The 26,173-nt window shown below is 57.2% G+C and carries 25 protein-coding genes and 1 tRNA gene; 13 read left to right on the top strand and 13 right to left on the bottom strand.

Translation table 11 applies throughout. From position 1 onward, the window contains the following. Window positions 1-169: 169 nt before the first annotated feature. Window positions 170-2,134 carry a methyl-accepting chemotaxis protein gene (locus tag AEP_RS17520; RefSeq protein ID WP_087496583.1) on the bottom strand — a complete coding sequence of 655 codons (1,965 nt, stop codon included), beginning with the start codon at window positions 2,132-2,134 and terminating at the stop codon, window positions 170-172. 170 nt (window positions 2,135-2,304) lie between these two features. Between AEP_RS17520 and prmC the strand changes: the two genes are divergently transcribed. Together prmC and AEP_RS17510 are read left to right on the top strand one after the other, a co-directional pair. Then, window positions 2,305-3,156 carry a peptide chain release factor N(5)-glutamine methyltransferase gene (gene prmC, locus AEP_RS17515; protein ID WP_442873373.1) on the top strand — a complete coding sequence of 284 codons (852 nt, stop codon included), beginning with the start codon at window positions 2,305-2,307 and terminating at the stop codon, window positions 3,154-3,156. A 70-nt stretch (window positions 3,157-3,226) separates the two neighbouring features. Next, window positions 3,227-3,565: a zinc ribbon domain-containing protein YjdM gene (locus tag AEP_RS17510; protein WP_087496581.1), complete on the top strand. Its 339-nt coding sequence runs from the start codon at window positions 3,227-3,229 to the stop codon at window positions 3,563-3,565. Window positions 3,566-3,614: 49 nt separating this feature from the next. Here AEP_RS17510 and leuA read toward each other — a convergent pair whose 3' ends face one another. Together leuA and AEP_RS17500 are read right to left on the bottom strand one after the other, a co-directional pair. Beyond that, the gene (gene leuA / locus AEP_RS17505; protein ID WP_087496580.1) at window positions 3,615-5,354 is read right to left on the bottom strand and encodes a 2-isopropylmalate synthase; all 1,740 of its coding nucleotides are present in this window, start codon (window positions 5,352-5,354) and stop codon (window positions 3,615-3,617) included. A 168-nt stretch (window positions 5,355-5,522) separates the two neighbouring features. Beyond that, window positions 5,523-5,999 carry an FKBP-type peptidyl-prolyl cis-trans isomerase gene (locus AEP_RS17500; protein WP_087496579.1) on the bottom strand — a complete coding sequence of 159 codons (477 nt, stop codon included), beginning with the start codon at window positions 5,997-5,999 and terminating at the stop codon, window positions 5,523-5,525. A 112-nt stretch (window positions 6,000-6,111) separates the two neighbouring features. On the opposite strand from AEP_RS17500, the gene grxD reads away from it, so the two are divergent. After that, a complete protein-coding gene (gene grxD, locus AEP_RS17495; protein WP_087496578.1) occupies window positions 6,112-6,438 on the top strand; it encodes a Grx4 family monothiol glutaredoxin in 327 nt (108 codons plus the stop codon). Between the two features lie 73 nt (window positions 6,439-6,511). Beyond that, complete coding sequence (locus tag AEP_RS17490) at window positions 6,512-8,413, top strand: putative bifunctional diguanylate cyclase/phosphodiesterase (protein ID WP_087496577.1); 1,902 nt, start codon at window positions 6,512-6,514, stop codon at window positions 8,411-8,413. On the opposite strand, the gene AEP_RS17485 is transcribed toward AEP_RS17490, so the two are convergent. Then, window positions 8,410-9,054, bottom strand: coding sequence for a lytic transglycosylase domain-containing protein (locus tag AEP_RS17485; protein ID WP_087496576.1), 645 nt, complete (start codon window positions 9,052-9,054; stop codon window positions 8,410-8,412). The genes AEP_RS17490 and AEP_RS17485 overlap by 4 nt on opposite strands. Continuing rightward, the gene (locus AEP_RS17480; RefSeq protein ID WP_087496575.1) at window positions 9,051-10,793 is read right to left on the bottom strand and encodes a proline--tRNA ligase; all 1,743 of its coding nucleotides are present in this window, start codon (window positions 10,791-10,793) and stop codon (window positions 9,051-9,053) included. The genes AEP_RS17485 and AEP_RS17480 overlap by 4 nt, the downstream gene beginning before the upstream one ends. Before the next feature lie 91 nt (window positions 10,794-10,884). Between AEP_RS17480 and AEP_RS17475 the strand changes: the two genes are divergently transcribed. Both AEP_RS17475 and AEP_RS17470 read left to right on the top strand, forming a co-directional pair. Further along, the gene (locus AEP_RS17475) at window positions 10,885-11,508 is read left to right on the top strand and encodes an RNA pyrophosphohydrolase (protein ID WP_087497404.1); all 624 of its coding nucleotides are present in this window, start codon (window positions 10,885-10,887) and stop codon (window positions 11,506-11,508) included. Beyond that, the gene (locus AEP_RS17470; protein WP_087496574.1) at window positions 11,505-12,026 is read left to right on the top strand and encodes a CNP1-like family protein; all 522 of its coding nucleotides are present in this window, start codon (window positions 11,505-11,507) and stop codon (window positions 12,024-12,026) included. Before AEP_RS17475 ends, AEP_RS17470 begins: the two co-directional genes overlap by 4 nt. A gap of 19 nt (window positions 12,027-12,045) precedes the next feature. Here AEP_RS17470 and proB read toward each other — a convergent pair whose 3' ends face one another. From proB to rplU, 4 genes are all read right to left on the bottom strand, one after another. After that, window positions 12,046-13,182 (bottom strand): glutamate 5-kinase, encoded by a 1,137-nt coding sequence (gene proB / locus AEP_RS17465; RefSeq protein ID WP_087496573.1) that lies wholly within the window; start codon window positions 13,180-13,182, stop codon window positions 12,046-12,048. Window positions 13,183-13,237: 55 nt separating this feature from the next. Continuing rightward, window positions 13,238-14,329 carry an Obg family GTPase CgtA gene (gene cgtA, locus AEP_RS17460; protein WP_087496572.1) on the bottom strand — a complete coding sequence of 364 codons (1,092 nt, stop codon included), beginning with the start codon at window positions 14,327-14,329 and terminating at the stop codon, window positions 13,238-13,240. Window positions 14,330-14,402: 73 nt separating this feature from the next. Beyond that, the gene (gene rpmA / locus AEP_RS17455) at window positions 14,403-14,660 is read right to left on the bottom strand and encodes a 50S ribosomal protein L27 (RefSeq protein ID WP_087496571.1); all 258 of its coding nucleotides are present in this window, start codon (window positions 14,658-14,660) and stop codon (window positions 14,403-14,405) included. A gap of 11 nt (window positions 14,661-14,671) precedes the next feature. Then, window positions 14,672-14,983, bottom strand: coding sequence for a 50S ribosomal protein L21 (gene rplU, locus AEP_RS17450; RefSeq protein WP_087496570.1), 312 nt, complete (start codon window positions 14,981-14,983; stop codon window positions 14,672-14,674). 208 nt (window positions 14,984-15,191) lie between these two features. On the opposite strand from rplU, the gene AEP_RS17445 reads away from it, so the two are divergent. Together AEP_RS17445 and AEP_RS17440 are read left to right on the top strand one after the other, a co-directional pair. Next, window positions 15,192-16,121 carry a polyprenyl synthetase family protein gene (locus tag AEP_RS17445; RefSeq protein ID WP_087496569.1) on the top strand — a complete coding sequence of 310 codons (930 nt, stop codon included), beginning with the start codon at window positions 15,192-15,194 and terminating at the stop codon, window positions 16,119-16,121. Window positions 16,122-16,146: 25 nt separating this feature from the next. Next, window positions 16,147-16,223: transfer RNA gene (locus AEP_RS17440), tRNA-Pro, on the top strand. Window positions 16,224-16,290: 67 nt separating this feature from the next. On the opposite strand, the gene AEP_RS17435 is transcribed toward AEP_RS17440, so the two are convergent. From AEP_RS17435 to galE, 4 genes are all read right to left on the bottom strand, one after another. Continuing rightward, window positions 16,291-16,902, bottom strand: coding sequence for a PEP-CTERM sorting domain-containing protein (locus tag AEP_RS17435; RefSeq protein WP_087496568.1), 612 nt, complete (start codon window positions 16,900-16,902; stop codon window positions 16,291-16,293). A gap of 119 nt (window positions 16,903-17,021) precedes the next feature. After that, the gene (locus tag AEP_RS17430; protein ID WP_087496567.1) at window positions 17,022-18,470 is read right to left on the bottom strand and encodes a mannose-1-phosphate guanylyltransferase/mannose-6-phosphate isomerase; all 1,449 of its coding nucleotides are present in this window, start codon (window positions 18,468-18,470) and stop codon (window positions 17,022-17,024) included. Window positions 18,471-18,490: 20 nt separating this feature from the next. After that, window positions 18,491-19,594, bottom strand: a complete 1,104-nt coding sequence (locus AEP_RS17425) for a sugar phosphate nucleotidyltransferase (protein WP_087496566.1) — start codon at window positions 19,592-19,594, stop codon at window positions 18,491-18,493. Next, on the bottom strand, window positions 19,595-20,614 hold the full coding sequence (gene galE, locus AEP_RS17420) for a UDP-glucose 4-epimerase GalE (protein WP_198301975.1): 1,020 nt from the start codon (window positions 20,612-20,614) through the stop codon (window positions 19,595-19,597). 332 nt (window positions 20,615-20,946) lie between these two features. Between galE and epsA the strand changes: the two genes are divergently transcribed. Genes epsA through epsE form a run of 5 tightly spaced genes read left to right on the top strand, consistent with a single transcriptional unit; the run spans window position 20,947 to window position 26,173 of the window. Then, window positions 20,947-21,750 (top strand): XrtB/PEP-CTERM-associated transcriptional regulator EpsA, encoded by an 804-nt coding sequence (epsA, locus tag AEP_RS17415; protein ID WP_087496564.1) that lies wholly within the window; start codon window positions 20,947-20,949, stop codon window positions 21,748-21,750. Next, window positions 21,743-23,164 (top strand): undecaprenyl-phosphate glucose phosphotransferase, encoded by a 1,422-nt coding sequence (locus AEP_RS17410; protein WP_087496563.1) that lies wholly within the window; start codon window positions 21,743-21,745, stop codon window positions 23,162-23,164. The genes epsA and AEP_RS17410 overlap by 8 nt, the downstream gene beginning before the upstream one ends. A 3-nt stretch (window positions 23,165-23,167) precedes the next feature. Continuing rightward, window positions 23,168-24,367 (top strand): XrtB/PEP-CTERM-associated polysaccharide biosynthesis outer membrane protein EpsL, encoded by a 1,200-nt coding sequence (epsL, locus tag AEP_RS17405; RefSeq protein WP_087496562.1) that lies wholly within the window; start codon window positions 23,168-23,170, stop codon window positions 24,365-24,367. A 12-nt stretch (window positions 24,368-24,379) separates the two neighbouring features. Beyond that, on the top strand, window positions 24,380-25,324 hold the full coding sequence (locus AEP_RS17400) for an EpsD family peptidyl-prolyl cis-trans isomerase (RefSeq protein ID WP_087496561.1): 945 nt from the start codon (window positions 24,380-24,382) through the stop codon (window positions 25,322-25,324). Between the two features lie 45 nt (window positions 25,325-25,369). After that, window positions 25,370-26,173 (top strand): polysaccharide export protein EpsE, encoded by an 804-nt coding sequence (epsE, locus tag AEP_RS17395; protein WP_087496560.1) that lies wholly within the window; start codon window positions 25,370-25,372, stop codon window positions 26,171-26,173.

Here is a 26,173-nt window from a genome sequence, read left to right as displayed (position 1 = left end):
GTGGGCTCTGAGTTGAGTCGGCTGGGCGCTCACTGCGATTAACAGAGAGCGTTTGGGCGGCAGTGCGTTTTGCGCAGGTCAAGGAGGAGCCCGCACAGCGGGCGGGGGACACGGAGCAAAACGCGCTGCCGCCCAAACGCTCGGCCAAGCACCCAGACTCTAGCCAAAGTCAGAGCTTGAACACCCCCACCACCTGTACCAAATCGTTGGCCTGACTCTTCAAACTGCTAGCTGCCGCAGCCATCTCTTCCACCAAGGCTGCGTTTTGCTGCGTCGCCTGGTCCATCGAAGTCACAGCCTCACCCACCTGCGCTACACCGGCACTTTGCTCATTGCTGGCGGCGCTGATCTCGCCCATGATGTCAGTCACTCGCCGGATGCTGCTCACCACTTCGGTCATGGTTTCACCGGCCTTGTCGACCAAAGCAGTGCCCTGCTCCACGCGCTCGACGCTGGCGTTGATCAGGCTCTTGATCTCTTTGGCGGCCTCTGCACTGCGGCCTGCGAGAGAACGGACTTCGCTGGCCACCACCGCAAAACCACGCCCCTGCTCCCCGGCACGGGCAGCCTCCACAGCAGCGTTCAGCGCAAGAATGTTCGTTTGGAAGGCAATGCCATCGATCACGCTGATGATGTCGCTGATCTTGCGGCTGGCCTCATTAATGCCTTTCATGGTGTCCACCACCTGCCCTACCACTTCGCCACCTTGCACCGCCACAGTTGAGGCGCTCATGGCCAGTTGATTGGCTTGGCGAGCGTTGTCGGCGTTTTGCTTGACGGTGCTGTTGAGCTCTTCCATGCTAGCCGCAGTTTCCTCCAGCGAGCTGGCCTGGTGCTCGGTGCGCGCACTCAAGTCATTGTTGCCTTGGGCAATCTCGGCGCTGGCGTTGGCCACGCTGTCAGCACTGCTGCGTACTTGCGCCAACACCCCATGGATTTTGGCGACGAACTGGTTAAACCCGTTGCCGATGGCGGCCAGCTCGTCATTGCCATGCACGGCGATTTTGGTACGCAGGTCTGCATCCCCGCTGGATACATCGGCCATAGCGCTGCTCAGGGCCCGCAGGGGCTGCATGAGCCGCGACACTACCGCAACCAGAATGACCGCCGTAGCCAAGGCGCACACCAATGCGGCACCCAAGGTGTAGAAAGTCAGTTGGCGCGACGATGCGGTTGCCACGCTCTGCGGAAAGCTCATGCGCACTGCCCAAGGCGCTGCGTCCGGGTGGATGACCAAAGGCTGTAAGAGGTGAATCACTTTGCTGCTATCGGTGTACTCGTAAGTCTGCCCCTTCTGCACCGCCTCCAAACCGGCTGCGGGGATGTCCTCGGCCTTTTTGTTGATCAGCGCCGCATCGGGGTTGGTCGCATACAAGCCGCCGTTGGAGATCAAGACCAGACTGCCGCCATTCATGACTTTCACATCCGACAGGATGGTGTTCAGCTGTGTGAGCGCGAAGTCGGCACTGGCCACACCTTGAAACTTGCCTTCTACCAGAATGGGCGCCACCAGCGATGCCATCAGCACATCTTTGCCTTCAATCGGGTAGATGTAGGGCTCGGTGAAAAACACCTTGCTGGTTTTCTTCGGGATGTCGTACCAATCATTGGCCCCCGGCGCGGGGTCGAACACAATGGGGTCCACATGGAAGCCGCCACCGGCCTTGCGGGTCCAGTAGGGCATATGGCGTCCGGTTGCATCGTAAAGCGGCGCTTTGCCCGCGAACTCGGCATCTTTGCCGTCCAGTGCATTGGGCTCCCAGGTGACGGCGGCACCCACAAAGTCCGGGGAGCTCATCAGGGTGGATTTGGTGATCTCGTCAATTTGCGGTCGTTGCAAGGGCAAGCCAGCCGCCTTGGTAGTGGTCATGGCGCCGGAAAGCGCCATCACGGAATACAGATTGGCCTTGATCCGCGATTGCAAGGCCCCCGCCGCTTCGCGGGCAGAGGTGCGGGCCAGCTCCATGGTTGCTGCTTCTGCGGTGGAACTGCTTTTAAAGCCGATCACAGCGGCCGTAATGGCCAGACTGGCGACCACGAGGGCGGTAGCCGCGACACAAATCTTGGCGTTGAGCGACAAGCCACTCAGGCGTGCAGGTGGCGCGGACGAACCGGAGGACAATACAAGGCTCATTTTGAGAACACTCCAACGAAACGGCGCCTCGCCAACGCCTGCTCCAGCCAAGATCGGCCTCATCTATTTGTGGATTCACTGTACTTTATTTGGGTCGAAAGCGCAGCGAAAAATAAGCGGTCTTTCAACTATTTCGTGTATTCATCCATACAAAATATGCGCGAGCAGCTATCAATATAAGAGCAATCATGCCCACCATTGCGCAAGCGATTTCTCAGCTCCAAAGCCAAGGGCTGGACCTGACAGACAGTCGGCTGCTGCTTTTGCATGCAGTCGGGCAGGCCAGGGCGGGGCGGGCTTGGCTGCTGGCACATGACACCGACCTTCTGAGTGAGCAAGCGCTCACCACGCTGACACGGCTGGCAAATCGACGGCTGGCGGGCGAACCCGTCGCTTACCTGATCGGCCACAAAGAGTTTTACGGGCTGAACTTGCAGGTCAGCGCCGATGTATTGATACCCCGCCCTGACACCGAGACGCTTGTGGAATGGGCACTGGTGACGCTGGAGCCCACCCTCCATGCCCGGGTGGTGGACCTGGGCACCGGCAGCGGTGCGATTGCGCTGGCCCTCAAGGCCACACGGCCGGAATTGCAGGTGGAAGCCGTGGACTTCAGCCACGCAGCACTGGCTGTGGCGCAAGGCAATGCGCAACGTCTGGGGTTAGAGGTGGCTTTTGGCCAGGGCTCCTGGCTTAGCAGCGCAGAAGGCAAGTTCCAGGTCATTGTGTCCAACCCACCCTACATTCGCGAAGACGACGAACACCTGCCTGCCCTGCGGTTCGAGCCCCGACAGGCATTGACCGCCGGTACCGATGGGCTGGACGACATACGCACCATCATCCGCCAGGCCCCAGAGCACCTGCTTGCTGGCGGCTGGCTGCTGTTCGAGCACGGGTATGACCAAGCGGCTGATGTTCGCGGGCTCTTGGCTGCCGCCGGCTTCCGTGAAGTGCAAAGCCACCGCGATCTGGCTGGCATTGAGCGCTGCAGCGGCGGCAGATGGCCGGCAGCATTTCCATAACAAATTGGCCTTTAGCGCACACCGATATTGCGCGAGCAGCTCCTGAATTCATAGCAAGAAGAAAGCATCCATGTCCTCTACACCCGCCTGTCCGCAATGCACTTTGGAAAACACCTACCCCGATGGCAACAACTTTGTGTGCGCCAACTGCGGCTTTGAATGGCCACAGGCTGTTGCAGCGGCGGATGATGAAGACAACGCAGTCGTCAAAGACTCCAACGGTCAGGTGCTGCAGGACGGCGATGCGGTGGTGCTGATCAAAGACCTGAAAGTCAAAGGCAGCTCCACCGTGCTCAAGCAGGGCACCAAGGTCAAAAGCATCCGGCTGGTGGGCGGCGACCACGAGGTGGACTGCAAGATGGACGGCGGCAGCTTCATGCTCAAGGCCTGCTTCCTGAAAAAGGCATAAAAAAAACCGGGGCGCTTGCGCTGCCCCGGCTCTTCATGACTTGGCTGAATCAGGCTGCAACAGGCTCTGCCGCATCCACGTCCACCAGCCCCAAGCGATTCACACCGCTAATCAGGGCTTTGACCGAGGCGGTCACGATGTTGGTGTCCATGCCTACCCCGAAGCGCTCGCCGCCCTTGCCGGTATCGCCGTTCGTAGCCACCAGCTCCAGGAAGGCACAGGCTTGTGCATCACCCGCGTCGGTGCTGGCTTTGGTGCTGCGCTCTTCATAGCTGCGCACCTGCACCTTCACGCCAATCGTCTGCAAGGCATGCACTGCCGCGTCGATGGGGCCGTTCCCTTCGCCGGTGATCAGCATGGGCTGGCCGTCCACCTCCACGCCGATGCGGATGCCCTGCACATGGGCCTTGCCGGTCTGGCCGGGGTGGTCGAACAGGTGATGCTCGACGTAGCGCACTTTGGCGTCTGCCGCGTTCAGGTAGGTGGCGTCAAACAGGTCCCAAATGTTTTGCGCGCTCATTTCGCCGCCATGGCTGTCGGTGTAGCTTTGCACTTCGCCCGAGAACTCCACCTGCAGGCGGCGCGGCATGACCACACCGAACTCGGTTTCCATCAAATAAGCCACACCACCCTTGCCGGACTGGCTGTTCACGCGGATTACCGAGTCGTAGCTGCGGCCCACGTCGGCAGGGTCTATGGGCATGTAGGGCACATTCCACATCGCATCCGGGCCGGCTGCCTTTTGGGCGGCAAAGCCTTTCTTGATGGCGTCCTGGTGGGAGCCACTGAACGCGGTGAACACCAGGTCACCCACATACGGGTGGCGTGGGTGGATGGGCAACTGGTTGCAATGCTCGACGGTGCGGGCAATGGCGTTGATGTCCGAAAAATCGAGACCGGGGCTCACGCCCTGGGTGTACATATTCAGGGCCAAGGTCACAAGGTCCACATTTCCGGTGCGCTCGCCGTTGCCGAACAAGCAGCCTTCCACGCGGTCGGCGCCGGCCATCATGCCCAGTTCGGCAGCCGCCACGCCAGTGCCCCGGTCGTTGTGCGGGTGCAGGCTCAGGATGATGCTGTCGCGGCGAGCCAGGTGGGTGTGCATCCACTCGATCTGGTCGGCATAAATGTTGGGGGTGGACACCTCCACGGTGGCCGGCAAATTGAGGATCACCTTGTTGGCAGGCGTGGCGCCCCACTCGGCGGTGACGGCGTCACATACTTCGCAGGCGAATTCGAGTTCGGTGCTGGTAAACACCTCGGGGCTGTACTGCAGCACCCACTCGGTCTCGGGCATGGTGGCAGTGATCTCTTTGATCAAGCGCACCGAAGACACGGCCAACTCTTTGACCTCGGGCTTGCTCATGCCGAAAACCACTTCGCGGAAGACGGGGGCGGTGGCGTTATACACATGCACGATGGCGCGGCGCGCGCCCTTGAGGGACTCGATGGTGCGGCGGATCAGGTGCTCGCGGGACTGGGTGAGCACTTCGATGGTCACGTCATCGGGCACATGACCACCAGTGATCAACTCGCGCACAAAGTCAAAGTCGGTTTGCGAGGCGCTGGGGAAGCCGACCTCGATTTCTTTGAAACCCACTCTCAGCAGCGTGCGGAACATGCGCATCTTGCGCTCCGCATTCATGGGCTCAAACAGGGATTGGTTACCGTCCCTCAGGTCCGTGCTCATCCAAATGGGCGGCTGGGTGATGCTGCGCGTGGGCCACTGCCGATTCGGCAAGTCAATGGAAGGGAAGGCGCGGTATTTGGTAGCGGGGTTGGACAACACGGCAAAAACTCCTGAAGGGCATGACACCAATTTCTAGACTGGTATCGTAGCCCCGCAGGACCGGCAGCCAATTGCGTTGTTTGCCTTTATTTCAAAATACTTGGTGATTTATGCCAATAAAAAACAAAATTCCGCAATTCAACTCACGCAAAAGCTACCGAAAGGCAATCAGTGATGATGGCCGTGGGCACCATGCACGTGTCCGTGGGCGATTTCTTCTTCGCTGGCAGCACGCACTTCCAGCACCTTCAGTGCAAATCGCAGTGTCTTGCCGGCCAGGGGATGGTTACCGTCGAGGTGCACTTCAGGGCCCTTGATCTTGACCACGGTGAACACGATGGTTTGGCCATCTTCGGCACGGCCTTCCAGCTGACCACCAACCTTCACGCCCGGGGGAAACTGGGTTTTGGGAATGGTTTGTAACAGGCCTTCGTTGTATTCGCCGAAGGCATCGGCAGGGGCCAGCTCCACGGTGGTGGCGAAGCCGGCTGCCTGGCCTTCGAGTGCTTCTTCAATCTTTGGGAAAGTATTGCCGTAGCCGCCATGCAGGTAGGCGATGGGTTCCTGGCTCTGGTCCAGCAGCTTGCCGGTAGCATCGGAAATCTTGAATTGCAGGGTGACTGCGGTGTTTTTAGTGATGTTCATGCCCCCAATTATCGTAAAAAGCCTTACCGGCTGTGCGCTGAGGCCACGGAAGGGCGACAAGCAGGGACGAAGGTGAAATAATTAGGGTATCTATCTACTCGGAATTTTTGACATGAGCGACGCACAACAACGCATTGACGAACTGGTGAAGTCCAACGACATCCTGCTGTTCATGAAAGGCACTGCCAGCTTCCCACAGTGCGGCTTCTCCGGCCGCGCTATCCAGATCCTCAAGGCCTGCGGCGTGGATACCAAGACCATCAAGACCGTGAACGTGCTGGAAGACGACGGCATCCGCCAAGGCATCAAGGAATACAGCAGCTGGCCCACCATCCCCCAGCTCTACATCAAGGGTGAATTCATCGGCGGCTCAGACATCATGATGGAGATGTACGAATCCGGCGAACTGGTGCAAGTGATCGGCGCCCAGGCCAATTAACCGCCTCCAGCGGTATGCCTGGCGCGAATGACCGGGCAACCGCAACCCCCATGAGGCTTGCAGGGAGTCTGCTGTGTCCAATCCCCGTCATGACGATGCGGAAGAGGCGACCGTACGAAGTCGCCGGGTCTTCCAGTTTGCACTGCTGGTGTTCATCGCCTTCAGCGGCACGGCAGCCCAGTACGGACTGCAATCCCGCTGGGATGTAGTCCTGTCCCTGGGCTTGGGAGCTGCGCTGATGCTCCCCTGCCAATGGCTCAACCACCGCGGGCACCACGAGGCCGCTGCCGGCATGGTGCTGTCGGTGGCCACCCTCTCCCTGTTCAGCATCATGTGGTTCAGCGACGGGCTGCGCGACTCCTCGCTCCTGGGTTATCCGGTCATCCTGATCGGGGCGGGTCAGCTACTCAAACCAAGACACTTCTGGATGCTGCTGACCTTCATGCTGGGGTGCGTGGTGATGTTGGGCCTGGGTACATTGAACGGTTGGCGCACTGGCATCACCTCCGGTACCGAGCTGGACCGGCTGACAGACAGCGTATCCATTTTGCTGATCAATGGTTTTCTGATCTGGTTTCTGACCTACGACATGCAAAACGCATTGGTGCGCCTAAGGGCGCAGATTGCGCGTTTTCATGCCTCGGAAAAGAACCTGACCTATCTGGCACAGCACGATGGGTTGACGCGTCTGCCCAACCGCATACTGGGTAACGAGCTCCTGACCGAGGCGATGCGCTTAGCCGCCGAAGAGAAGAATCTGGTCGCCATGCTGTTTGTGGATCTGGACAACTTCAAAGACGTCAACGACTCCTTGGGGCATTCCGCTGGAGATGATTTTTTGGTGCAAGTGGCGCAGCGTTTGCGTGAATCGGTGCGGCAAACAGACATTGTTTGCCGGCAGGGCGGAGATGAATTTTTGATTGGTCTGACTGGTCTCCAACACCCCGATGCGGTGGCGAAAGTCAGTCAGGACATCCTGCAGAAGATGCAGGCCCCGTTTCAGTTGCGAGGCCTAGAAGTGCTCGCTTCCTGCTCTATCGGCATCGCCCTGTATCCCCAACACGGCAACTCTTTCGACGAACTGATGCGGCACGCTGACCTGGCGATGTATCACGCCAAAGAAGCCGGGCGCAACACCTTCCGATTCTTCAGTGAAGACATCCGCAGCAGTGTGACGGAGAGCCTGCACCTGATTTCCAGCCTCCGGCAGGCGGTCACGCAAGAAGAGTTTGTATTGCACTACCAGCCGGTGTATGACCTGCACAGCGGCAGGCTGTTGGGGGCGGAAGCGCTGGTGCGCTGGCAAAACCCCAAGCTGGGTATGGTGTCACCCGGCTTGTTCATCACCTTGGCAGAAAAATCGGGCTTGATTGTGGACATCGGTCAATGGGTGTTGACTGAAGCCTGCCGGCAAATGCAGGCCTGGCGGCAGCAAGGTGCGACGGATCTGTTTGTGTCGGTCAACCTGTCGCCGGTTCAATTCAGTCGGGGCAATGTGGAAGCCGTGATCGCACAGGCTCTACGGGAGACCGGTCTGGATCCGCGGCAATTGGAGTTGGAAGTCACGGAGTCCACCCTGATCCATGACACCGAGAAATTCATCACCACGCTTGGCCGGATTCAACACTCCGGCATCCGAATGTCCATCGATGACTTCGGCACCGGTTACTCCAACCTGTCTTACCTGCAGCGCTTTCCGGTGCATAAACTCAAGATTGACCAGTCGTTTGTCCGCCGATTGATGCAGGGACAAAAAGATGTGGCCATGGTGAGCGCCATCATTCACTTGGCCAAAAGTTTGCAGCTCACCGTGACCGCCGAGGGCGTGGAAAACGAAGCCACCCGGGAGGCCCTTACCCGCATGGGCTGCGATCAAGCGCAGGGCTATTTATTCGCGCGGCCCATGCCTGCCAAAGACTTCGAGGCCTACTGGCTGGCCCGCCCTACCCTCACCCCGATTGCGGGCCAAGTTTAGCCTGCCCATTCCCAGTTGCGGCGGGCGCCGAGCACAGCGTTCGGATACGGGGCTTTGCCGCGGGAGCCGTTGTAGCGCCCCAGGGCCATAAACACATCGCCGCGCTCCCGCTCCAGGTAGTGGCGCAGGATCACACAGCCGAAACGCAGGTTGGTCTGCATGTGAAACAGCTTGCCGGCATCGCCGTCGCCAAGAACGCGGGTCCAGAACGGCATGACCTGCATGTAGCCGCGCGCCCCCACGCTGCTGACCGCAAATTTGCGGAAGTTGCTCTCCACCTGAATCAGGCCAAGTACCAGGGCCACATCCAGACCGGCACGCTTGCTCTCGTACCAGACCGTTTGCAGAAACTCCCGGCGCACGTCCCACTCAGGCTTTTTCTTCTTGAGGCGCTCGCTCATGGCACCCAGCCAGCGCAGGTATTTGAGGCGCGACTCGGTGTCCTGAAATTCAGGTATGGGCGGCGCAGAATTGGTAATGGCGGACGACAGAGCGGTACGCACTGAGTCCACCAAAGGCTCCTCCACCTGCGCGCCCGCCCATGCGCGTTGCTGCGAAAAACAGAGCAACCCGCACACGAGAGATAAGCGCTGCAGCCCGATTCGCCTTGAAACCAGCGAATCGGAGAGCGGAAGACTCATGCCTTGAGGCGGCCGAGCAACAGCGATGCGATGTCTGCCACCGGCACGCTGGTTGCGGCACTTTCACGGCGGTGCTGGTACTCCACCAAGCCTTCTTTCAAGCCACGGTCGCCGATGTTCACGCGGTGCGGAACACCGATCAGCTCCCAATCCGCAAACATGGCGCCGGGGCGCTCATTACGGTCGTCGAGAATCACGTCAACACCCGCAGACAGCAGCTCTTCATAGAGCTTGTCGGCCGCTGCCTTCACATCAGGGAAACGATCCGGATTGATCGGGCACAAGACCACGGTAAACGGCGCCAACGCATCGGGCCAGATGATGCCCTTGTCATCGTGGTTCTGCTCAATCGCAGCGGCGGGCAGGCGGGTGATGCCGATGCCGTAGCAGCCCATCTCCATGAACTGGGGCTTGCCGTTCACATCCAGGAAGGTGGCGTTCATCGCCTTGCTGTACTTGGTGCCCAGGTAGAACACATGGCCGACTTCGATGCCACGCTCAATCGCCAGCACGCCTTTGCCGTCGGGCGAGGCATCGCCCTCCACCACATTGCGCAGGTCCGCGACCATGTCGGGTTCCGGCAAATCACGACCCCAATTTACGCCCCGGATGTGAAAGCCCTCTTCGTTGGCGCCACAAATCCAGTCGGCCATGACCGTCACATCACGGTCAGCCACGATCTTGAGTGGCTGCTTGAGGCCGATGGGGCCAAGGTAACCAGGCTTGCAGCCGAAGTGCTCTTCAATCTCACCCACGGTGGCAAATCGGAACTCGGCCAGACCCGGCAACTTGCCGACCTTGACCTCATTCATGTCATGGTCACCGCGCAGCAGCAAGAGCCAGACTTGGGTCTTCTTGACCACGCCGTGCTCATCTTTCTCGTCTGTCGCCAGCACCAAAGACTTGACTGTCGTATTCAGTGCCACACCCAACAAAGCAGCCACATCCTCACAGGTGCTCTTTCCGGGCGTTGCAACTTTTTCCATAGCAGCTTGCGCAGACGCTCTGGGCGCTACAGTCGCCAATGCTTCTGCTTTTTCCATATTGGCAGCGTAGTCACTGGTCGGGCAATAGACGATGGCGTCTTCACCGGTAGCCGCAATCACCTGGAACTCTTCGCTCAAGTCGCCGCCGATAGCGCCGCTATCTGCTGCAACTGCGCGGTAGGTCAGGCCGAAGCGGTCGAAGATGCGGCGGTAGGCCTTGGCCATGACCTGATAGCTTGCCTTCGCCGAATCCTGATCACGGTCGAAGCTATACGCGTCCTTCATGATGAATTCGCGACCGCGCATCAAGCCGAAACGGGGCCGGCGCTCATCACGGAACTTGGTCTGGATCTGGTACAGGTTTTTGGGCAGCTGTTTGTAACTCTTGATCTCCTGGCGGGCGATGTCGGTCACCACCTCTTCGCTGGTGGGCTGCACCACATAGTCGCGCTCATGGCGGTCTTTGATGCGAAGCAGCTCGGGGCCCATCTTGTCAAAGCGACCTGTCTCCTGCCACAGCTCTGCCGGTTGAATCACGGGCATGGTCAGCTCAACAGCACCGGCACGGTTCATCTCTTCACGAACGATGGCTTCGACCTTGCGGATGACCCGCAAACCCATAGGCATGTAGTTGTAGATGCCGGCACCCAGCTTTTTGATCATGCCCGCGCGCATCATGAGCTTGTGGCTCACCACTTCGGCATCGGTGGGCGCTTCTTTCAGGGTGGAAATCAGGAATTGGGAGGCTTTCATGGGTCGCTCAGTGAACTACAGGGAACTCCAGACCTTGATGCACTGCTTTCGCTGTGCATAATGAATGAAGTTTAAAAATTGGGGTTTGATTATGCTTGACCGGGACGGATTTCGACCCAATGTCGGCATCGTCCTGCTCAACCAGCGAAATCAGGTATTTTGGGGCAAACGCATACGCACGCATTCGTGGCAGTTCCCGCAAGGTGGCATTGACCGGGGGGAAACTCCTGAGCAAGCCATGTTCCGGGAACTCCATGAAGAGGTGGGCCTCCTTCCGGAGCATGTAAGCATTGTGGCCCGTACCCGGGACTGGTTGCGCTACGAGGTGCCGGACAGGTATGTGCGCCGCGATGCGCGGGGCCACTACAAAGGACAAAAGCAGATCTGGTTTCTGCTGCAATTGGTCGGTCACGATTGGGACCTGAATCTGCGTGCTACGGACCACCCTGAGTTCGATGCTTGGCGCTGGAACGACTATTGGGTGCCGCTGGACGCCGTCGTGGAATTCAAGCGCGGAGTCTATGAAATGGCTCTGACAGAGCTATCGCGTTATCTGCCTCGTCATGAGCCACGTAACCGTTTTTTGCGCCACGGTAGCGGACGCCAACGGGAAGTCGAAAGCGGCTTTGACCGGCTCCAGCCCAACCACATGGAATTGCCTCCAGGCGCGTCGTTTGAACCGGACCCGGGCACGAATGTGCCCTCCACATCATGAATCATTTCAAGCGCTCAGTTGCAGGTCAAGTCTTGCTACTGGTCAGCAGTCTTGCCTGCGCACAGAACTCTTTGGATAACCCGGACTGGGTTGAGGAAAAGGAGCCTCCCGCACCCGCCTTTTCGGTCACCAAAGTTTTGCCTTTGGAAATGCCGAACTTTGTGACCGTCAAAGTAGGGATTGATCCCAACACGATTTACGTGGGCAATGACGGCATTGTTCGGTACGTGGCGGTCATGACCAATTCGACGGGGACGAGCAACGCGGTGTACGAAGGCATCCGGTGCCTGACCGGTGAGGTCAAAACCTATGCCCGCGCCGGCTCCAGTGGAACCTGGTCACCGGTAGCCAACCCGGTCTGGCGTGATCTGCTAGATAACATGGGATCACAACACCCCCGCATGTTCGCCAGGCAGGCAGCTTGCTATGCGCGTGTCGTAGTGAGTAAGCCTGACATCATCAAGGCGCTTCAAACCGGCACGAAACCGGCAAATCAGAAAAACGACAACCCGGTGTAGCTCTTCAAACTAGTGAGGCTTAGCGGCTGAGCACCAGATTGTCCCGATGCAGCATCTCGGGCTCCGCGGCATAGCCCAATAGGCGCTCAAATTCGGACGATGGCTTGCGACACAGCAATCGAGCCTCTGCGCTTGCGTAGTTGGCCAATCCGCGGGCAATTTCTTGGCCGGCCTCATCCCGAACTGCGATAACGTCACCGCGAGAAAACTCACCTTCCACCTGAACCATCCCGATGGGGAGCAAGCTCTTGCCCTCGTCGCGCACCTTGGCTGCGGCACCCGCATCCACAATGACGGCGCCACGCATTTGCAGGTGATCCGCCATCCACTGTTTGCGGGCTTGATTTTTCTGGGTCTGTGCAATTAGCAAGGTACCAATCGCATCACCCTGGGTTAGCCGAATCAGTGCATCAGGCTCACGCCCCCAAGCAATGACAGTGGAAGCCCCGGAGCCGGCCGCACGTTTGGCCGCCAGAATTTTGGTGAGCATGCCACCGCGACCTATGCTGCTGCCAGCGCCACCCGCCATGAGTTCGAGCTTCGCATCACCTGCAGAGGCTTCGCTCACGAAAGTGGCAGATGCATCTTTGCGCGGATCGGCAGTGAACAAGCCCTTTTGGTCGGTGAGGATGACCAAGGCATCCGCTTCCACTAGGTTCGCCACCAACGCACCGAGGGTGTCGTTGTCGCCAAACTTGATTTCATCATTCACCACCGTGTCGTTTTCATTGATCACTGGGACTACACCCAGCTTCAACAAAGTCAGCAAGGTGGAACGTGCATTGAGGTAGCGCTCGCGATCGGCCAAATCGGCATGCGTGAGCAAGACCTGTGCGCTTCCCAAACCGTTCGCACGGAGTTTGGTCTCGTACATCTGCGCCAAGCCCATCTGCCCAACAGCAGCTGCCGCTTGCAATTCTTGAACTGCCTTGGGGCGAGTGGTCCAGCCCAGCCGCTTCATGCCTTCGGCAATGGCGCCGCTGGACACCATGATGACCTCGCGTCCATCGCGAATCAAGTGCGCCAATTGCCTGCACCATTCGCCAATGGCCTGCTCGTCCAGCCCACGACCATCATTGGTGACCAGGCTGGAGCCCACTTTGACCACGACACGCCGGGCATCGCGCAACACCATCGAACTGAATTTAGGGTTCATTTATGCTTGTAGCGCCCGTTATGTATGCGCGAGCAGCTATAAAAATAGGAGCAAATCAGGCAGCGGAATTACCATCGGGGTCGGTAGATCCTGGTGCGAAGCGGGGGTCCACCTCCACGTGAGGCATTTCAGCAATCTGCTGCGCCTTGATGTGCTTGTAGATTTCTTTAATCAGCGGCTCGCAGCCTTCTCTGGTCAGCGCCGAAATCTCGAATACGGGGCCTTTGAACTTGTAGCGCTTCACAAAGTCCTTGATCAATGCCGCACGGTCATCTGTAGGCACCATATCCAACTTGTTCAGAACCAACCAGCGTGGCTTCTTGTACAACTCTTCGTCGTACTTCTTCAACTCGTTCACAATGGCCTTGGCCTGCGCAACCGTGTCCACACCCTCATCAAAGGGGGCCATGTCCACCACGTGCAGCAACAAGCGGGTGCGCTGCAAGTGACGCAAGAACTGATGTCCGAGGCCAGCGCCCTCAGCCGCGCCTTCAATCAGACCAGGCAGGTCTGCAACCACGAAACTTTGCTCGGGTCCGACGCGCACCACACCCAAGTTGGGGTGCAGGGTTGTGAAGGGATAATCCGCAATCCGCGGACGCGCGTTGGAGACCGCAGAAATAAAGGTAGATTTACCGGCATTGGGCATACCCAACAAACCGACGTCCGCCAGAACTTTGAGCTCCAGCTTCAGGTTGCGCTTCTCACCTGGCCAACCGGGCGTCTTCTGGCGCGGGGCGCGGTTGATCGCGCTCTTGAAACGCAAATTGCCAAAACCGCCGTCACCGCCTTTGGCGATGGTGATGACCTCACCAGGCTGCAATAACTCAAACAGAACTTCACCGGTTTCCGCATCGGAAATGATGGTGCCTACCGGCATTTTGAGGGTGATGTCATCACCGGCCGCACCGAACATGTCGGAGCCCATACCGTGCTCGCCCCGCTTGGCGTCATAACGACGCGCAAAGCGGTAATCCACCAAGGTATTCAGATTGGGGTCCGCAACAGCAAACACATGCCCACCGCGGCCACCGTCGCCCCCGTTGGGGCCACCAAATTCTTTGTACTTTTCATGCCGGAAGGAGACGCAACCCGCGCCACCGTCTCCCGCGGAGATATCAATGTAGGCTTCGTCAACAAACTTCATGGTCGTACACCGAGGTTAGAAATGAAAAACCCCGCGCGAAGGGCGCAGGGTTTCTCGGGGGAGCCTGTGCAGTTTACGCTGCAGTAATGCTCACTGTGTGCTTGTTCAACGCACCCTTCACTGCGAACGACACTTTGCCGTCCACCAGTGCAAACAGGGTGTGGTCCACGCCCATGCCGACGTTGTCGCCAGCGTGGAACTTGGTACCGCGTTGACGCACGATGATGGAACCAGCGCTGATCAATTCACCGCCGAAAGCCTTCACACCGAGCATCTTTGGCTTGGAGTCACGTCCGTTGCGCGTAGAGCCGCCGCCTTTTTTCTGTGCCATGACCTATTCCTTTAAGCCTTGATCGCGCCGATTTGCAGTTCGGTGAACTGCTGACGGTGACCTTGACGTTTTTGGTAATGCTTACGACGACGCATCTTGAAAATGCGCACTTTGTCGTGCTTTCCGTGGGAAATTACTGTGACCGTAACGGTCGCACCGGACACCAAGGGTGTGCCAACCTTCAGTTCAGCGCCGTTTCCGACTGCCAGAACCTGGTCGATCACGATCTCTTGGCCTACGTCCGCAGCAATCTGTTCTACTTTAATTTTTTCGCCAGCAGCAACGCGATATTGCTTGCCGCCGGTTTTTATGACCGCGTACATGTTGACCTCTTCGACTAGGAAATTCTGCAAATGAATTTTCGCAGAGCCTTGGAGTATAACATTTCGCCGTAATTCGTCAAAGCCTACTCTACCAGTGCAGGGGCAGAGAGCCATAGCCTCTCTATAATCGGGGAAAACAAACCGGTCCAACGCCTTGCAAGTCTCTACTCCTGCTTCTTCGACGGGTCTTTCCATCGTCGAACCCGACATGCGCGAAGTTGACAGGGTCATCGCCCAGAGATTGGACTCCGGCGTTCCCCTCGTTGGCAGCGTCTCCCAATACATCATCTCTGCTGGCGGCAAGCGCCTTCGCCCCGCCCTGTTGTTGCTGTGCTGTGGAGCATTGGGCTACAGGGGAGAGCAACGGTACAACATGGCCGCAGTGGTCGAATTCATTCACACAGCGACCTTGCTGCATGACGATGTTGTCGACGACTCGGACCTCCGTCGCGGAGCGCCCACCGCTAATGCACGTTTCGGAAACCCCGCCAGTGTCTTGGTAGGCGACTTCCTGTACTCCCGCGCCTTCCAGATGATGGTCGACGCCCAAAGCATGCGCATCATGCAGGTGCTGGCAGATGCCACCAACATCATTTCCGAAGGGGAAGTGATGCAACTGATGAACATGCACAATGCAGCTCTCGATGAGGCGGGTTATTTGCAAGTTATCCGCTCCAAGACTGCAAAGCTGTTTGAAGCAAGCGCCCGTGTCGGCGCCATCTTGTCTCAAGCATCTGAAGCCCACGAAGAAGCATGTGCCGAATTCGGCCAAGCCATGGGGACCGCATTCCAAGTCATCGATGACGTGCTCGACTATGCGGGTGATGCCACAGTCATGGGCAAGAACCTGGGCGACGACCTGCGCGAAGGCAAAACCACACTGCCGTTGATTGCAGCCATGCAACGTGGCACTGAGTCTGAGCGGAGTACGATCCAGACCGCGATCGAAACCGGCGACCTCACTATGCTGGAGGCAGTAGTGGCCATTGTCAGAAAGACCGGCGCACTCGACGTCGCCAAGGCTTCTGCGCGCTCAGAAGCCGCTCGCGCAATTGAGGCCGCTAAACGTCTGCCAACGAATGAGTATTCCGAGTGTTTGATTAACTTGGCAACGCAGTTGCTGGAGCGTAACCACTAGGTTTTCAGCCGCTCACTTTCGCACACGGGGTGTGGCCTAGTCCGGTAAGGCGCTTCGTTCGGGACGAAGAGATCGGAGGTTCGAATCCTCTCACCCCGACCAAGTTTCGGCGTATAAAAAAAGGGCTTGCCGTTTGGCAAGCCCCTTTTTTGTGTCGGAAGCGTGCTTCTTAAGCAGCTTTTTGCTTGCGGCGACGGGCGATAGTACCCATCACACCCAAACCTGCCAGCAACATGGCGTAGGTTTCTGGCTCGGGCACCGAAGTCACGGAAATGTTATCCAACGAACCGCCCAAGGAATCCGATGCACCACGTGCATAAAAAGCCAGAACTGCGGAACCAGAATTACCCAAGTTTACGATTTGGGTAAAGTGTTGCCAATTGTGAGTGCTGGTGCTGTTACCAACGCCTTGCAGGACGGTAGTTTGGAAGCTGTTACCGAAAGACACTTGCAAATCGTTTGTACTGCTGGAGGTACCGGGACGAGCCGAGTACCAAAAGCTGAGCTCTACCAAACCTGTAGCGGTGATGGTTTGGGTAATACCGCTGTTGGCATTGGTATCCAATTCCACGAAATTCAAGCCGTCTTGAGCTGTGCCAGAAACATTGTTACGGAGTTCAACATTGGGCTGACCAGTCCAGCCTGGCAGGCTAGTGTATGTGTTCCAGTTGGTTTGAGCGGTTTGCTCAAAGCTACCGTTGGTAACCAAATTGGTTGCCGCGTTTGCGCCAAGCGCCAAGGTGCTCAGCATCGCCAGAGCAATAGATTTCATTGATTTCATTTACGTCCCCTGATTAAGCCAGACCAATTCGGGCTTTGACAGGATTGTCGAAGACACAAGTAGTTACACCAATAGCCCGTAAGTACTAGTCGAGCTTAAAAAATGTGAAAAAAATCACATCAACGACCATAAACGTCCTCAAACCGCACGATGTCGTCCTCGCCCAAATAGCTGCCCGACTGCACCTCAATCATCTCCAGTGCCAGCTTTCCAGGGTTCTCAAGTCGATGTGTGGTTCCAAGTGGAATGTAGGTAGATTCATTCTCTGAAAGCAATACGGTCTTCTCGCCCACCGTGACCTTCGCAGTACCACTCACCACAATCCAGTGCTCAGCACGGTGATGGTGCATCTGCAGCGACAATGCTGCTCCCGGCTTCACCACAATGCGCTTCACCTGGAAGCGCTCACCCTGATCAATACTGTCGTACCAACCCCAGGGGCGGAACACCTTGCGGTGCGCCTGCCCTTCACTGCGACCCGCCTGTTTCAAGCGGTCCACTATCTTCTTAACGTCTTGGGTCTTGTTCTTGTGAGCCACCAAAACGGCATCGGCCGTTTCAACAACGATCAGGTCATCCACGCCCACGCAGGCAATCAAGCGCCCTTCCGACAGGGCCAGCGTATTTCGGCTGTCCTGTATGAGCACATCGCCTTGCGCAACGTTGCCGGCATCGTCTTTCGGCAGCACATTCCACAAAGCCTCCCAAGCACCCACATCAGACCATCCCGCAGCAAGAGGAATCACCACCCCCACCGGCAAGCCTAGCGTAGGGGCGCCATTCTTGCCGGCCAAGCGTTCCATCACCGCGTAATCGATCGAGTCACTGGGGCAAGCACTGAATGCCTCTTTACCCACCCGCACAAACTCGCCGTCGGTACTGCCCTGGCTCCACGCTGACTCACAGGCTTTGGCAATGTCTGGCCTGCATAACTCCAATGCAGCAAGCCACACAGAAGCCTTCATCATGAACAAGCCGCTGTTCCACGAGTAAGTGCCCTCGCGCAAGTAGCCTTGTGCGGTTTCCAAATCAGGTTTTTCTACGAAGCGCGCAATGCGCATGGCGCCGGCTGCACCGAAAGCCTCGCCAGACTGGATATACCCGTAACCGGTTTCCGGCGCATCCGGCGTTATACCGAAGGTCACCACCGCGCCATCTTGAGCCAGCGCAGCGCCCCGGATCACAGCAGCCCTGAAAGCCGCCACATCCATGATCACGTGGTCCGCCGGCATAACCAGTAGAACCGGATCTACTCCGTTTTTGATAGCTGCTCGCGCAGCAAGAGTAAGCGCTGGAGCCGTATTTCGCCCCTGAGGCTCAAGAATGACAGAGCCCGGCTTGCCCATCAGCCGCATCTGCTCCGCGATCACAAAGCGATACTCTTCGTTGCACACCACCATGGGTGGTGCAAGCTCAGCGCCCTGAACGCCTTCTACACGGCGTATCGTGGCCTGCAGTAAAGAGTCATCGCCAATCAGGGGCAGCAACTGCTTGGGATACTTCTCACGCGAGAGCGGCCACAAACGCGTGCCGGAGCCCCCGGACAAAATGATAGGTTGAATCAGCATCCGCTGATTCTGCATCAGACTTAGGCCCTAGCATCACCCCATCGCATGCGGGAAGTATCGTCACCAGCGTACAAGGTTTCGCCATGCCGGTTCACGCAGTACAAGCGGGAGACAATCATTTCGTGGAAATGCATGTCCGGCGCTATTCGGGTGTACTCAAACAAAATACCTCGGGTAATGCGAGCGCCCGAGCGAATCACACTTCCATGTCCGATCCAAGAAGGCCCGATGATGGTCGCGCCCTCTTCAATCTTCACACTAGAGCCGATATACACAGGCCCTTCAATTCTCACCTTGTCCCAAGGTATGTTGGTGTTCAAACCCACCCAAACACCAGGCTTCACTTCCTTACCTGGCATGGGCATGTTTTCCACCTCACCCTTAAGCACGCGCTGCAAGACAGTCCAATAATCGCTCACGCGTCCGATATCAATCCAATGAAAGGGCCGGTTCTGCACATAAAACGGCGAACCATCCTTTGCCAGCTGAGGGAAAAGCTCTGACCCGATGTCATACACCTTACCCTTGGGCACTTTTTCCAGAATCTCCGGCTCAAAAATGTAGATGCCGGTGCTTGCCAAAGTGGATTTGGCCTCTTCAGGCTTGGGCTTTTCCTGGAAAGACTGGATGCGCCCTTCGCTATCAGCCACTACCACGCCATAGTTCTGCACTTCGTCTAGAGGCACATCCAGTGCTACTACGCTGGCAAGAGCGCCTTTGGCCTTGTGCTCGGCTATAGCTGCGGTGATATCGAGATCAATCAATGCATCGCCACACAAAACCAGCGTGGTGTCGTCAAAGAATCCGCTGAAATCCTGAATTCGGCGCATACCCCCTGCAGAGCCCATAGGCTTGGGCAGGATGTCACCATGCTCACGCACGCCTTCATACGAGTAGGCAATTTCAACCCCCCAACGGCTGCCATCCCCAAAATACTGCTCGATCCGCTGGTGGTGGTAGGCCACGTTGACAATGATTTCGCGAATGCCGTGGCGAGCAAGATGCTCGATCAAATACTCCATCACCGGTTTGCCCAGAATAGGCACCATAGGCTTGGGCAGGTCTTTTGTCAGCGGGCGAACCCGTGTGCCTTGACCCGCAGCCAGAATCATTCCTTTTGCCATTTAAATCCCTCCCTTGTATCCGTTTGGATTACTTTGTTGCCATTTCCAAGTGTCGAGGCACATAGCCTCCATTCCGCGCTCTGCAGACCAGCCCAGCAAATCCCGGGCCAAGCTAGGGTCTGCCCAGTAAGCGTCCAAATCGCCGGAGCGTCGCGGCCCCACCTTCACGGGTACAGGCTTGCCACTGGCCGACTCGAATGCGTGGACCAAGTCAAGAACGCTATGGCCTACCCCTGCCCCCAAGTTGATTGCGTTGCAACCCGCATTACGTTCCAAAAACTGGACGGCCTTCACATGTCCCGCAGCCAGATCGACAACGTGAATGTAATCACGCACACCGGTGCCATCGGGCGTGGGGTAATCGTTACCCCACACATTCAAGAACTCCCGGCGCCCGACTGCAACCTGAGCTACGTATGGCATTAAATTATTCGGCACGCCTTGCGGGTCCTCGCCTATCAGCCCCGTTGGGTGCGCACCCACAGGATTGAAATAGCGCAAAATCGCCAAACGCCAAGAGGCATCACTCCGATAGACGTCCCTGAGCATATTTTCTACCGCCAACTTGGTTTGGCCGTAGGTGTTGGTCGCAGACAAAGGGTGCTTTTCTGTGTACGGCAGAAACTGCGGGACCCCATACACCGTTGCCGACGAGCTGAACACCAACTGTTTGATGTTGAGCTCCCTCATAGATTCCAACAAACGCATGGTTCCCACTACGTTGTTGTCGTAATACCGCAGGGGATCAACCTCTGACTCCCCCACCGCCTTCAAACCGGCGAAATGGATAACAGATGTCGCACCGGAATCTGCCAAAGCTTTTTTCAGGGCCACGCCGTCTCGGATATCCCCTTCCACCGATCTGAGTTGCTTTCCGGTGATGGACTTCACACGTTCCAGTGCTTCGGCCTGACTGTTGGAAAAATTGTCGAACACGGTTACATCCATGCCCGCGTTCAGCAGCTCAACACAGGTATGCGAACCAATGTACCCGGCCCCCCCGGTGACAAAAATCATTATCTACTCCCGTTTTTAGAGCTGAAGTTTAGCCTCCAGCATGTAGCCCACTCGGACTAAGGCATTGCCTTTTCGGTCACAGCATCAACATGAAGAAACAAAGACTTCACCCTCTGTGCATGCTGTTACCCAGATGTTCTGTGCGGTGGACTACACAAAAAAGGCAAGTCCAAAAAACCTTCAAAAAATGTGCATTTGTTCACATTGTTTGTTGGTAATAGCACCAATGACTAGAAATTCACCCGTTTGGGGGATTGGCGGGTCCGAATGGACTACGTACCATCGCCCACTTGTTACCAAATCAGCAATAACCCTTAGTTATTTTGTTACCTGTTATGTCTTTTCTGCCCTCGCTCACTACCGAGGATCTCCATCACTACCACCGTGTGGTCACCCACTCGGTAGAGGTGCGCAGCCATTTCGACATGCTGATCTGGCTGCAAGGCGACATGCAAAAGTACCTCCCCCACGAGATCCTGATCGCGGCCTGGGGTGACTTTTCGACCGGTGCGGTACAGCACGACATCATTTCCGCCATGTCCGGAGTGCGTTCCCATGCCTCGCACACTGAGCCACTTACTCCCCTGTTGACTCGCCTATTCGCCCGGTGGTCAGAGTTTGGGAAAAAACCTTTCAGCCTGAACGCCGGCCAATCCGGCTTCTCCATGGATGACGCTGGCCTGAAAAGTGCACTAGGCGGCGCGCTCCTCAAAATGCGCTCTGCTACGGTGCATGGCATCACCGATGAGCGAGGCAGCCACGACTGCCTGTACGTTGTTTTCAGCACCCGGGAACATTTCACCGAAAAAGAACGTAGCGCCATGGCGATGGTCCTGCCCTATATCGACACTGCCTTGCGCCAGGTAGAGCACCTGCCGCATCAGGCAACCGTGCAAGCTAACGCGCCCATTACTTACACCAACGGCCACTTGCCCACAGAGGCAGACGTCCTCACCGAACGGGAGGCCGAAATCCTGAAATGGGTGGCCCTGGGCAAAACCAACCCCGAAATCGGCAGCATTCTGGAAATCAGTGCTTTCACCGTCAAAAACCACATGCAGCGTGTCTTCAAGAAACTGGATGTCTCCAACCGCGCCCAAGCCGTTGGCAAGTTCCGCGCCTGGGTTAACCATGTCTAAGGCCCACATCACCTTCTCCGCCGCTGAGTTCAACGGTGGCCATGAGCATGCCTCATTGGGGCGCGACAACCTTCTGGGCATCCTGGAGTCTTGCATCTGCCCAGCCGCACTTGTTGGCTCGCTCTGGGTACTGGCTTTCTTGTACGAAGGGGACATCCCCCCCGCATACCTGCTTCTGGCCGTGCTCACCTTTGCCCTCACCTTCCCGGGCGAGCCCCGCTTGCAAGCCTCCAAAGCCGGCAGCCTGTTAGACATCGGCTTCAATTGGGTGTGGATTGCTGGGCTCTTGGGTCTTACAGGGTACGCTACCGGATACATCCGCCAGTTCGATCACCAAGCGCTTTTCACTTGGCTTTGGGTTGCACCAGCCACTGAAGCGGCCCTGACCCTGGGCCTGCGCTTGGCTGCACCCGCCATCATCAGCTTGCAAGGTCCCCGGCAACGCGCCCTGATCGTCGGCATGAACGAGCAAGGTCTGGCACTCGCCACCAAACTCAAAAGCTCTCCCTACTCAAGGATCGAGCTCGCAGGTTTTGTAGACAGTCGCAGCACCGAGCGTTTGAGTGCGGGGGACACCTACCCTCTGCTGGGCAAGCTCGACCAGCTAGCAGCTATCGCCAAGAATGACCGCATCCAAGTGATCTACCTGTCTCTGCCGATGGCGTCCCAACCCCGAATTCTGCAGATCCTCGACGAGCTCAAAGACACAACAGCTTCCATATATTTTGTGCCCGACATGTTCGTAACAGACCTGATCCAAGGCCACCCCAGCGCGGTATGCGGCATGCCAGTGATTTCGGTCTGCGAGACGCCTTTCCGCGGTGCCAATGGCATGGTCAAGCGCTTGAGCGATATTGTTTTTTCCATTGGCATCCTTACGCTCATTGCTCCGATTCTGCTGGGCATTGCCTTGGCTGTGAAGTTCACATCCCCTGGCCCCGTCATCTTTAAGCAGCGCCGCTACGGGCTCGATGGTGAAGAAATTCTGGTCTATAAGTTCCGCTCCATGAGCGTCACCGAAGACGGCGGAGTGGTTACCCAGGCCAAAAAGAACGACAGCCGCATCACGCCGCTTGGTGCCTTTTTGCGCAAAACCTCGTTAGACGAACTTCCACAGTTCATCAACGTGCTGCAGGGGCGGATGAGTATCGTCGGCCCTCGCCCACACGCCGTCGCTCACAACGAGCTTTATCGCAAACTCATTAAGGGATACATGGTTCGCCACAAGGTCAAACCCGGCATTACCGGATGGGCGCAGGTCAATGGCTATCGCGGTGAAACCGACACCCTAGACAAAATGCAGGGCCGTATCGACTACGACCTGGACTACCTTCGCAATTGGTCCTTGCGCTTGGACATTCACATCATCCTGCGCACTGTGCGCTTGGTGGCCAAAGATCAACAGGCTTACTGAACCATGCGCACTCCCACCACACTATTCACGTTGGCGCTGAGCACCCTTGCCGCTTCCATGGCACAAGCTCAGCAAGACCCTCTGACATTGAGCGCAGGCTACACAGTGCAGAGCGACAGCAACCTGTTCCGACTGCCGTCCAACGCCGACGTTCTTGCAAGGACCGGCCAGAGCAGCGGCGCTGAGACTATCGGAGTGACGACGATCGGGCTGGGGTTCAACACACGGCAGAGCTTGCAAACCCTCTCCGTCAATCTGAATCTTGTGGACTACCAGTACCAAAAGTTCAATTACCTCAGCTTCACTGCCAACAACTACAACGTCAACTGGCAATGGGCCATCACGCCACGGGTAACGGGCACACTGAGCACTGACCGCAAAGAAACACTAAACAGCTTTGCGGACTTCACTGGCTATCGCCAACGCAACCAACGGATGGATACCACCACCCGCTTTGATGCGACCTACGAGCTCGATGGGCCTTGGCGCTTGATCGCCGGCACCAGCACCACCCGCCAGGAAAACCAGTTGGCACAGGTGACGGGTAGTGACTACACCACCAACGCCGTCGATGCAGGCGTTCGCTATCAGTTCGGCTCCGGGAGTGCCCTGAGCTACCAGATGCGGGTTGGCAAAGGCAGCTACCTCAACCGTGTGGTGCCAAACACCAATGCGCTGGACGACCAATACACTCAAATGGACAATGACCTGCGCCTGCGCTGGGATCTTGGTGGAGGCACCGCAGCCAACGCCAACCTAACCCACATCAACCGCACCCATCCCCGATACGGGCAGCGCGACTACAACGGCTTCAATTCCGGCGCCGGATTGGATTGGGCCATAAGCGGCAAAACCAGCGTCAGTTTGGCATTCAGCCATGTGCTTGAGGCCTATGCCGCCACCGACAGCAACTACAGTAGTACTGATCGAATCAGCATCGGTCCAGTCTGGCAAATCAGCCCCAAAGTCGGACTGCGGCTCAGGCATGAATGGGCTCAGCGCAATTACTTGGGTAGCCCTACCAGCAGCGTCAACAGCAACCGCCAAGACATCACCCGAGACACCACACTCTCGGTGAACTGGCAAGCGCACGAAAAACTCGCTCTCAGCGCATCACTACAAAACGCAAGTCGCGGCGTCAACCAAGCCGGGCTCGACTATGACAGCACCATGCTGCTTCTCACCGCACAACTCACTTATTAAGCGAAATACGCCATGAAAAATACACGCTTCACTGCCACCCTGTTAGCTGCAGCCGTTGCCCTCGCCCTGGTCGCTTGTGGTGACAAAGAGGCTAAAAAAGTCGCTACCCAAGTCGCCGCCAAAGTGGGGAGCGAAGAAATTTCGGTACACCAGATCAACCAATTGCTCAGTCGCGCCAACACCAACGGCGCGAGCCCTGAGGCGGTCCAAGCTATGGGCAAAGAAGTGCTGGAAAAACTCATCGACCAGCAATTGGCCGTCGATCAAGCCACCGAAAACAAGCTCCACCGTTCGCCCGAAGTCGTGGCCCAGATCGAGGCAGCCCGCCGCGATATTTTGGCCCGCGCGTACATCCAGCAAATCAGCGCAGGTATTGCCAAACCCACTTCAGACGACACAAAAAAATACTTTGCAGACCACCCGCAGTTGTTCAGCGAACGCCGCATCTTCAATGTGCAAGAGATAGTCGCACCTAACGCACCCGGCGTTTCAGACCTGTTGAAAAGCTACACATCCGGAGGCAAAAGTCTGGACGATATTGCTGCGGCCTTAAAGGCCAAGAACGTGCAGTTCAATGGAGGCAGCGCTACGCGCGCTGCTGAGCAGATTCCGCTGGATGTCCTCCCCAAGATCCACGCACTCAAAGACGGGCAGTCCACTGTGATCGAAGCACCGCAGGCCATCACTGTGGTTCGTGTGGTGTCCTCACAGGCATCACCGGTGACCGAAGCTGCGGCACTGCCACGCATTGAACAATTCCTGACCAATCAACGTGCCGGTGAAGCAGTAGCTGCGAACATCAAACAGCTACGCAGCACAACCAAGATCACTTACATGGGTGAATTTGAGAAAGGCGCGGCTGCAACTTCCGCGCCCGGCGCGCCTGGTTCTGACGCCGCAAGTACAGACGAAAAAACCAAGTCTGCAATCGAAAAAGGCGTTTCCGGCTTGAAGTGAGTCGCCACAGCCCCAGCCCAAATCCACACACTTCAAAACGCCATCATGAAAAAAATTATCAATTTGATTGCTACCGGCCTTATCGCCTTGAGCAGCATCGTGGCTCAAGCACAAGACGGCAAAGCTGACTACCCACTTGGCGCAGGCGACACCATCCGCGTGCAAGTATTCCAAAACCCCGACCTCACTATCGAAACACGCGTTTCCGAGAGCGGTGTCATCACCTACCCGCTGATTGGGGCAGTACCGCTCGGCGGTCTATCGGTCGCAGCAGCTGAGAAGAAGATTGCAGATGCACTGCAGACCGGCGGCTTTATTCAAAAGCCACAAGTCAACATCTCGTTGATTCAAATCCGCGGCAACCAAGTGTCCGTGTTGGGCCAAGTGGCTCGGCCCGGCCGCTTCCCGCTTGAAACCGTCAATACCCGTTTGAGCGACATGCTTGCCAACGCAGGCGGCGCCACTACAAGTGGAGATGACATCGTTGTTGTCACTGGCGTCCGTGAAGGCAAACCGTTCCGCAAAGAAATCGACATCCCATCCATCTTTCTGGATAACAAGGCGCAAGACAACTTGTTACTACAGGGTGGAGACACCATCTACGTGCACCGTGCCCCCATGTTTTTCATCTATGGCGAGGTACAGCGCCCCGGCTCCTTCCGCATTGAGCGTGACATGACCATCATGCAAGCACTAGCGCAAGGCGGCGGCCCCAACGCCCGTGGCTCTGAGAAACGCCTGCGCCTGCATCGCAAGCTGGCGAACGGCACAGTTCAACAAATTGAACCGCAATTGACAGACCCAGTCCAAGCGAACGATGTGCTTTACGTCAAAGAAAGCATCTTTTAA

It is taken from the genome of Curvibacter sp. AEP1-3 (assembly GCF_002163715.1).
Classification (GTDB): domain Bacteria; phylum Pseudomonadota; class Gammaproteobacteria; order Burkholderiales; family Burkholderiaceae_C; genus Allorhodoferax.
Note: the sequence above shows the minus strand (reverse complement) of the source record. Positions and strands in the feature narration are given on the sequence as shown.

Coding starts and splice junctions, on each gene's coding strand:
- AEP_RS17500 (WP_087496579.1), bottom strand. CDS start 5,999: ATGAACATCACTAAAAACACCGCAGTCACCCTGCAATTCAAGATTTCC.
- AEP_RS17445 (WP_087496569.1), top strand. CDS start 15,192: ATGCGCGAAGTTGACAGGGTCATCGCCCAGAGATTGGACTCCGGCGTT.
- AEP_RS17510 (WP_087496581.1), top strand. CDS start 3,227: ATGTCCTCTACACCCGCCTGTCCGCAATGCACTTTGGAAAACACCTAC.
- rplU (WP_087496570.1), bottom strand. CDS start 14,983: ATGTACGCGGTCATAAAAACCGGCGGCAAGCAATATCGCGTTGCTGCT.
- AEP_RS17410 (WP_087496563.1), top strand. CDS start 21,743: ATGTCTAAGGCCCACATCACCTTCTCCGCCGCTGAGTTCAACGGTGGC.
- epsE (WP_087496560.1), top strand. CDS start 25,370: ATGAAAAAAATTATCAATTTGATTGCTACCGGCCTTATCGCCTTGAGC.
- AEP_RS17485 (WP_087496576.1), bottom strand. CDS start 9,054: ATGAGTCTTCCGCTCTCCGATTCGCTGGTTTCAAGGCGAATCGGGCTG.
- AEP_RS17480 (WP_087496575.1), bottom strand. CDS start 10,793: ATGAAAGCCTCCCAATTCCTGATTTCCACCCTGAAAGAAGCGCCCACC.
- AEP_RS17520 (WP_087496583.1), bottom strand. CDS start 2,134: ATGAGCCTTGTATTGTCCTCCGGTTCGTCCGCGCCACCTGCACGCCTG.
- proB (WP_087496573.1), bottom strand. CDS start 13,182: ATGAACCCTAAATTCAGTTCGATGGTGTTGCGCGATGCCCGGCGTGTC.
- AEP_RS17425 (WP_087496566.1), bottom strand. CDS start 19,594: ATGGCAAAAGGAATGATTCTGGCTGCGGGTCAAGGCACACGGGTTCGC.
- cgtA (WP_087496572.1), bottom strand. CDS start 14,329: ATGAAGTTTGTTGACGAAGCCTACATTGATATCTCCGCGGGAGACGGT.
- epsA (WP_087496564.1), top strand. CDS start 20,947: ATGTCTTTTCTGCCCTCGCTCACTACCGAGGATCTCCATCACTACCAC.
- AEP_RS17400 (WP_087496561.1), top strand. CDS start 24,380: ATGAAAAATACACGCTTCACTGCCACCCTGTTAGCTGCAGCCGTTGCC.
- AEP_RS17475 (WP_087497404.1), top strand. CDS start 10,885: ATGCTTGACCGGGACGGATTTCGACCCAATGTCGGCATCGTCCTGCTC.
- AEP_RS17470 (WP_087496574.1), top strand. CDS start 11,505: ATGAATCATTTCAAGCGCTCAGTTGCAGGTCAAGTCTTGCTACTGGTC.
- AEP_RS17435 (WP_087496568.1), bottom strand. CDS start 16,902: ATGAAATCAATGAAATCTATTGCTCTGGCGATGCTGAGCACCTTGGCG.
- grxD (WP_087496578.1), top strand. CDS start 6,112: ATGAGCGACGCACAACAACGCATTGACGAACTGGTGAAGTCCAACGAC.
- AEP_RS17430 (WP_087496567.1), bottom strand. CDS start 18,470: ATGCTGATTCAACCTATCATTTTGTCCGGGGGCTCCGGCACGCGTTTG.
- epsL (WP_087496562.1), top strand. CDS start 23,168: ATGCGCACTCCCACCACACTATTCACGTTGGCGCTGAGCACCCTTGCC.
- rpmA (WP_087496571.1), bottom strand. CDS start 14,660: ATGGCACAGAAAAAAGGCGGCGGCTCTACGCGCAACGGACGTGACTCC.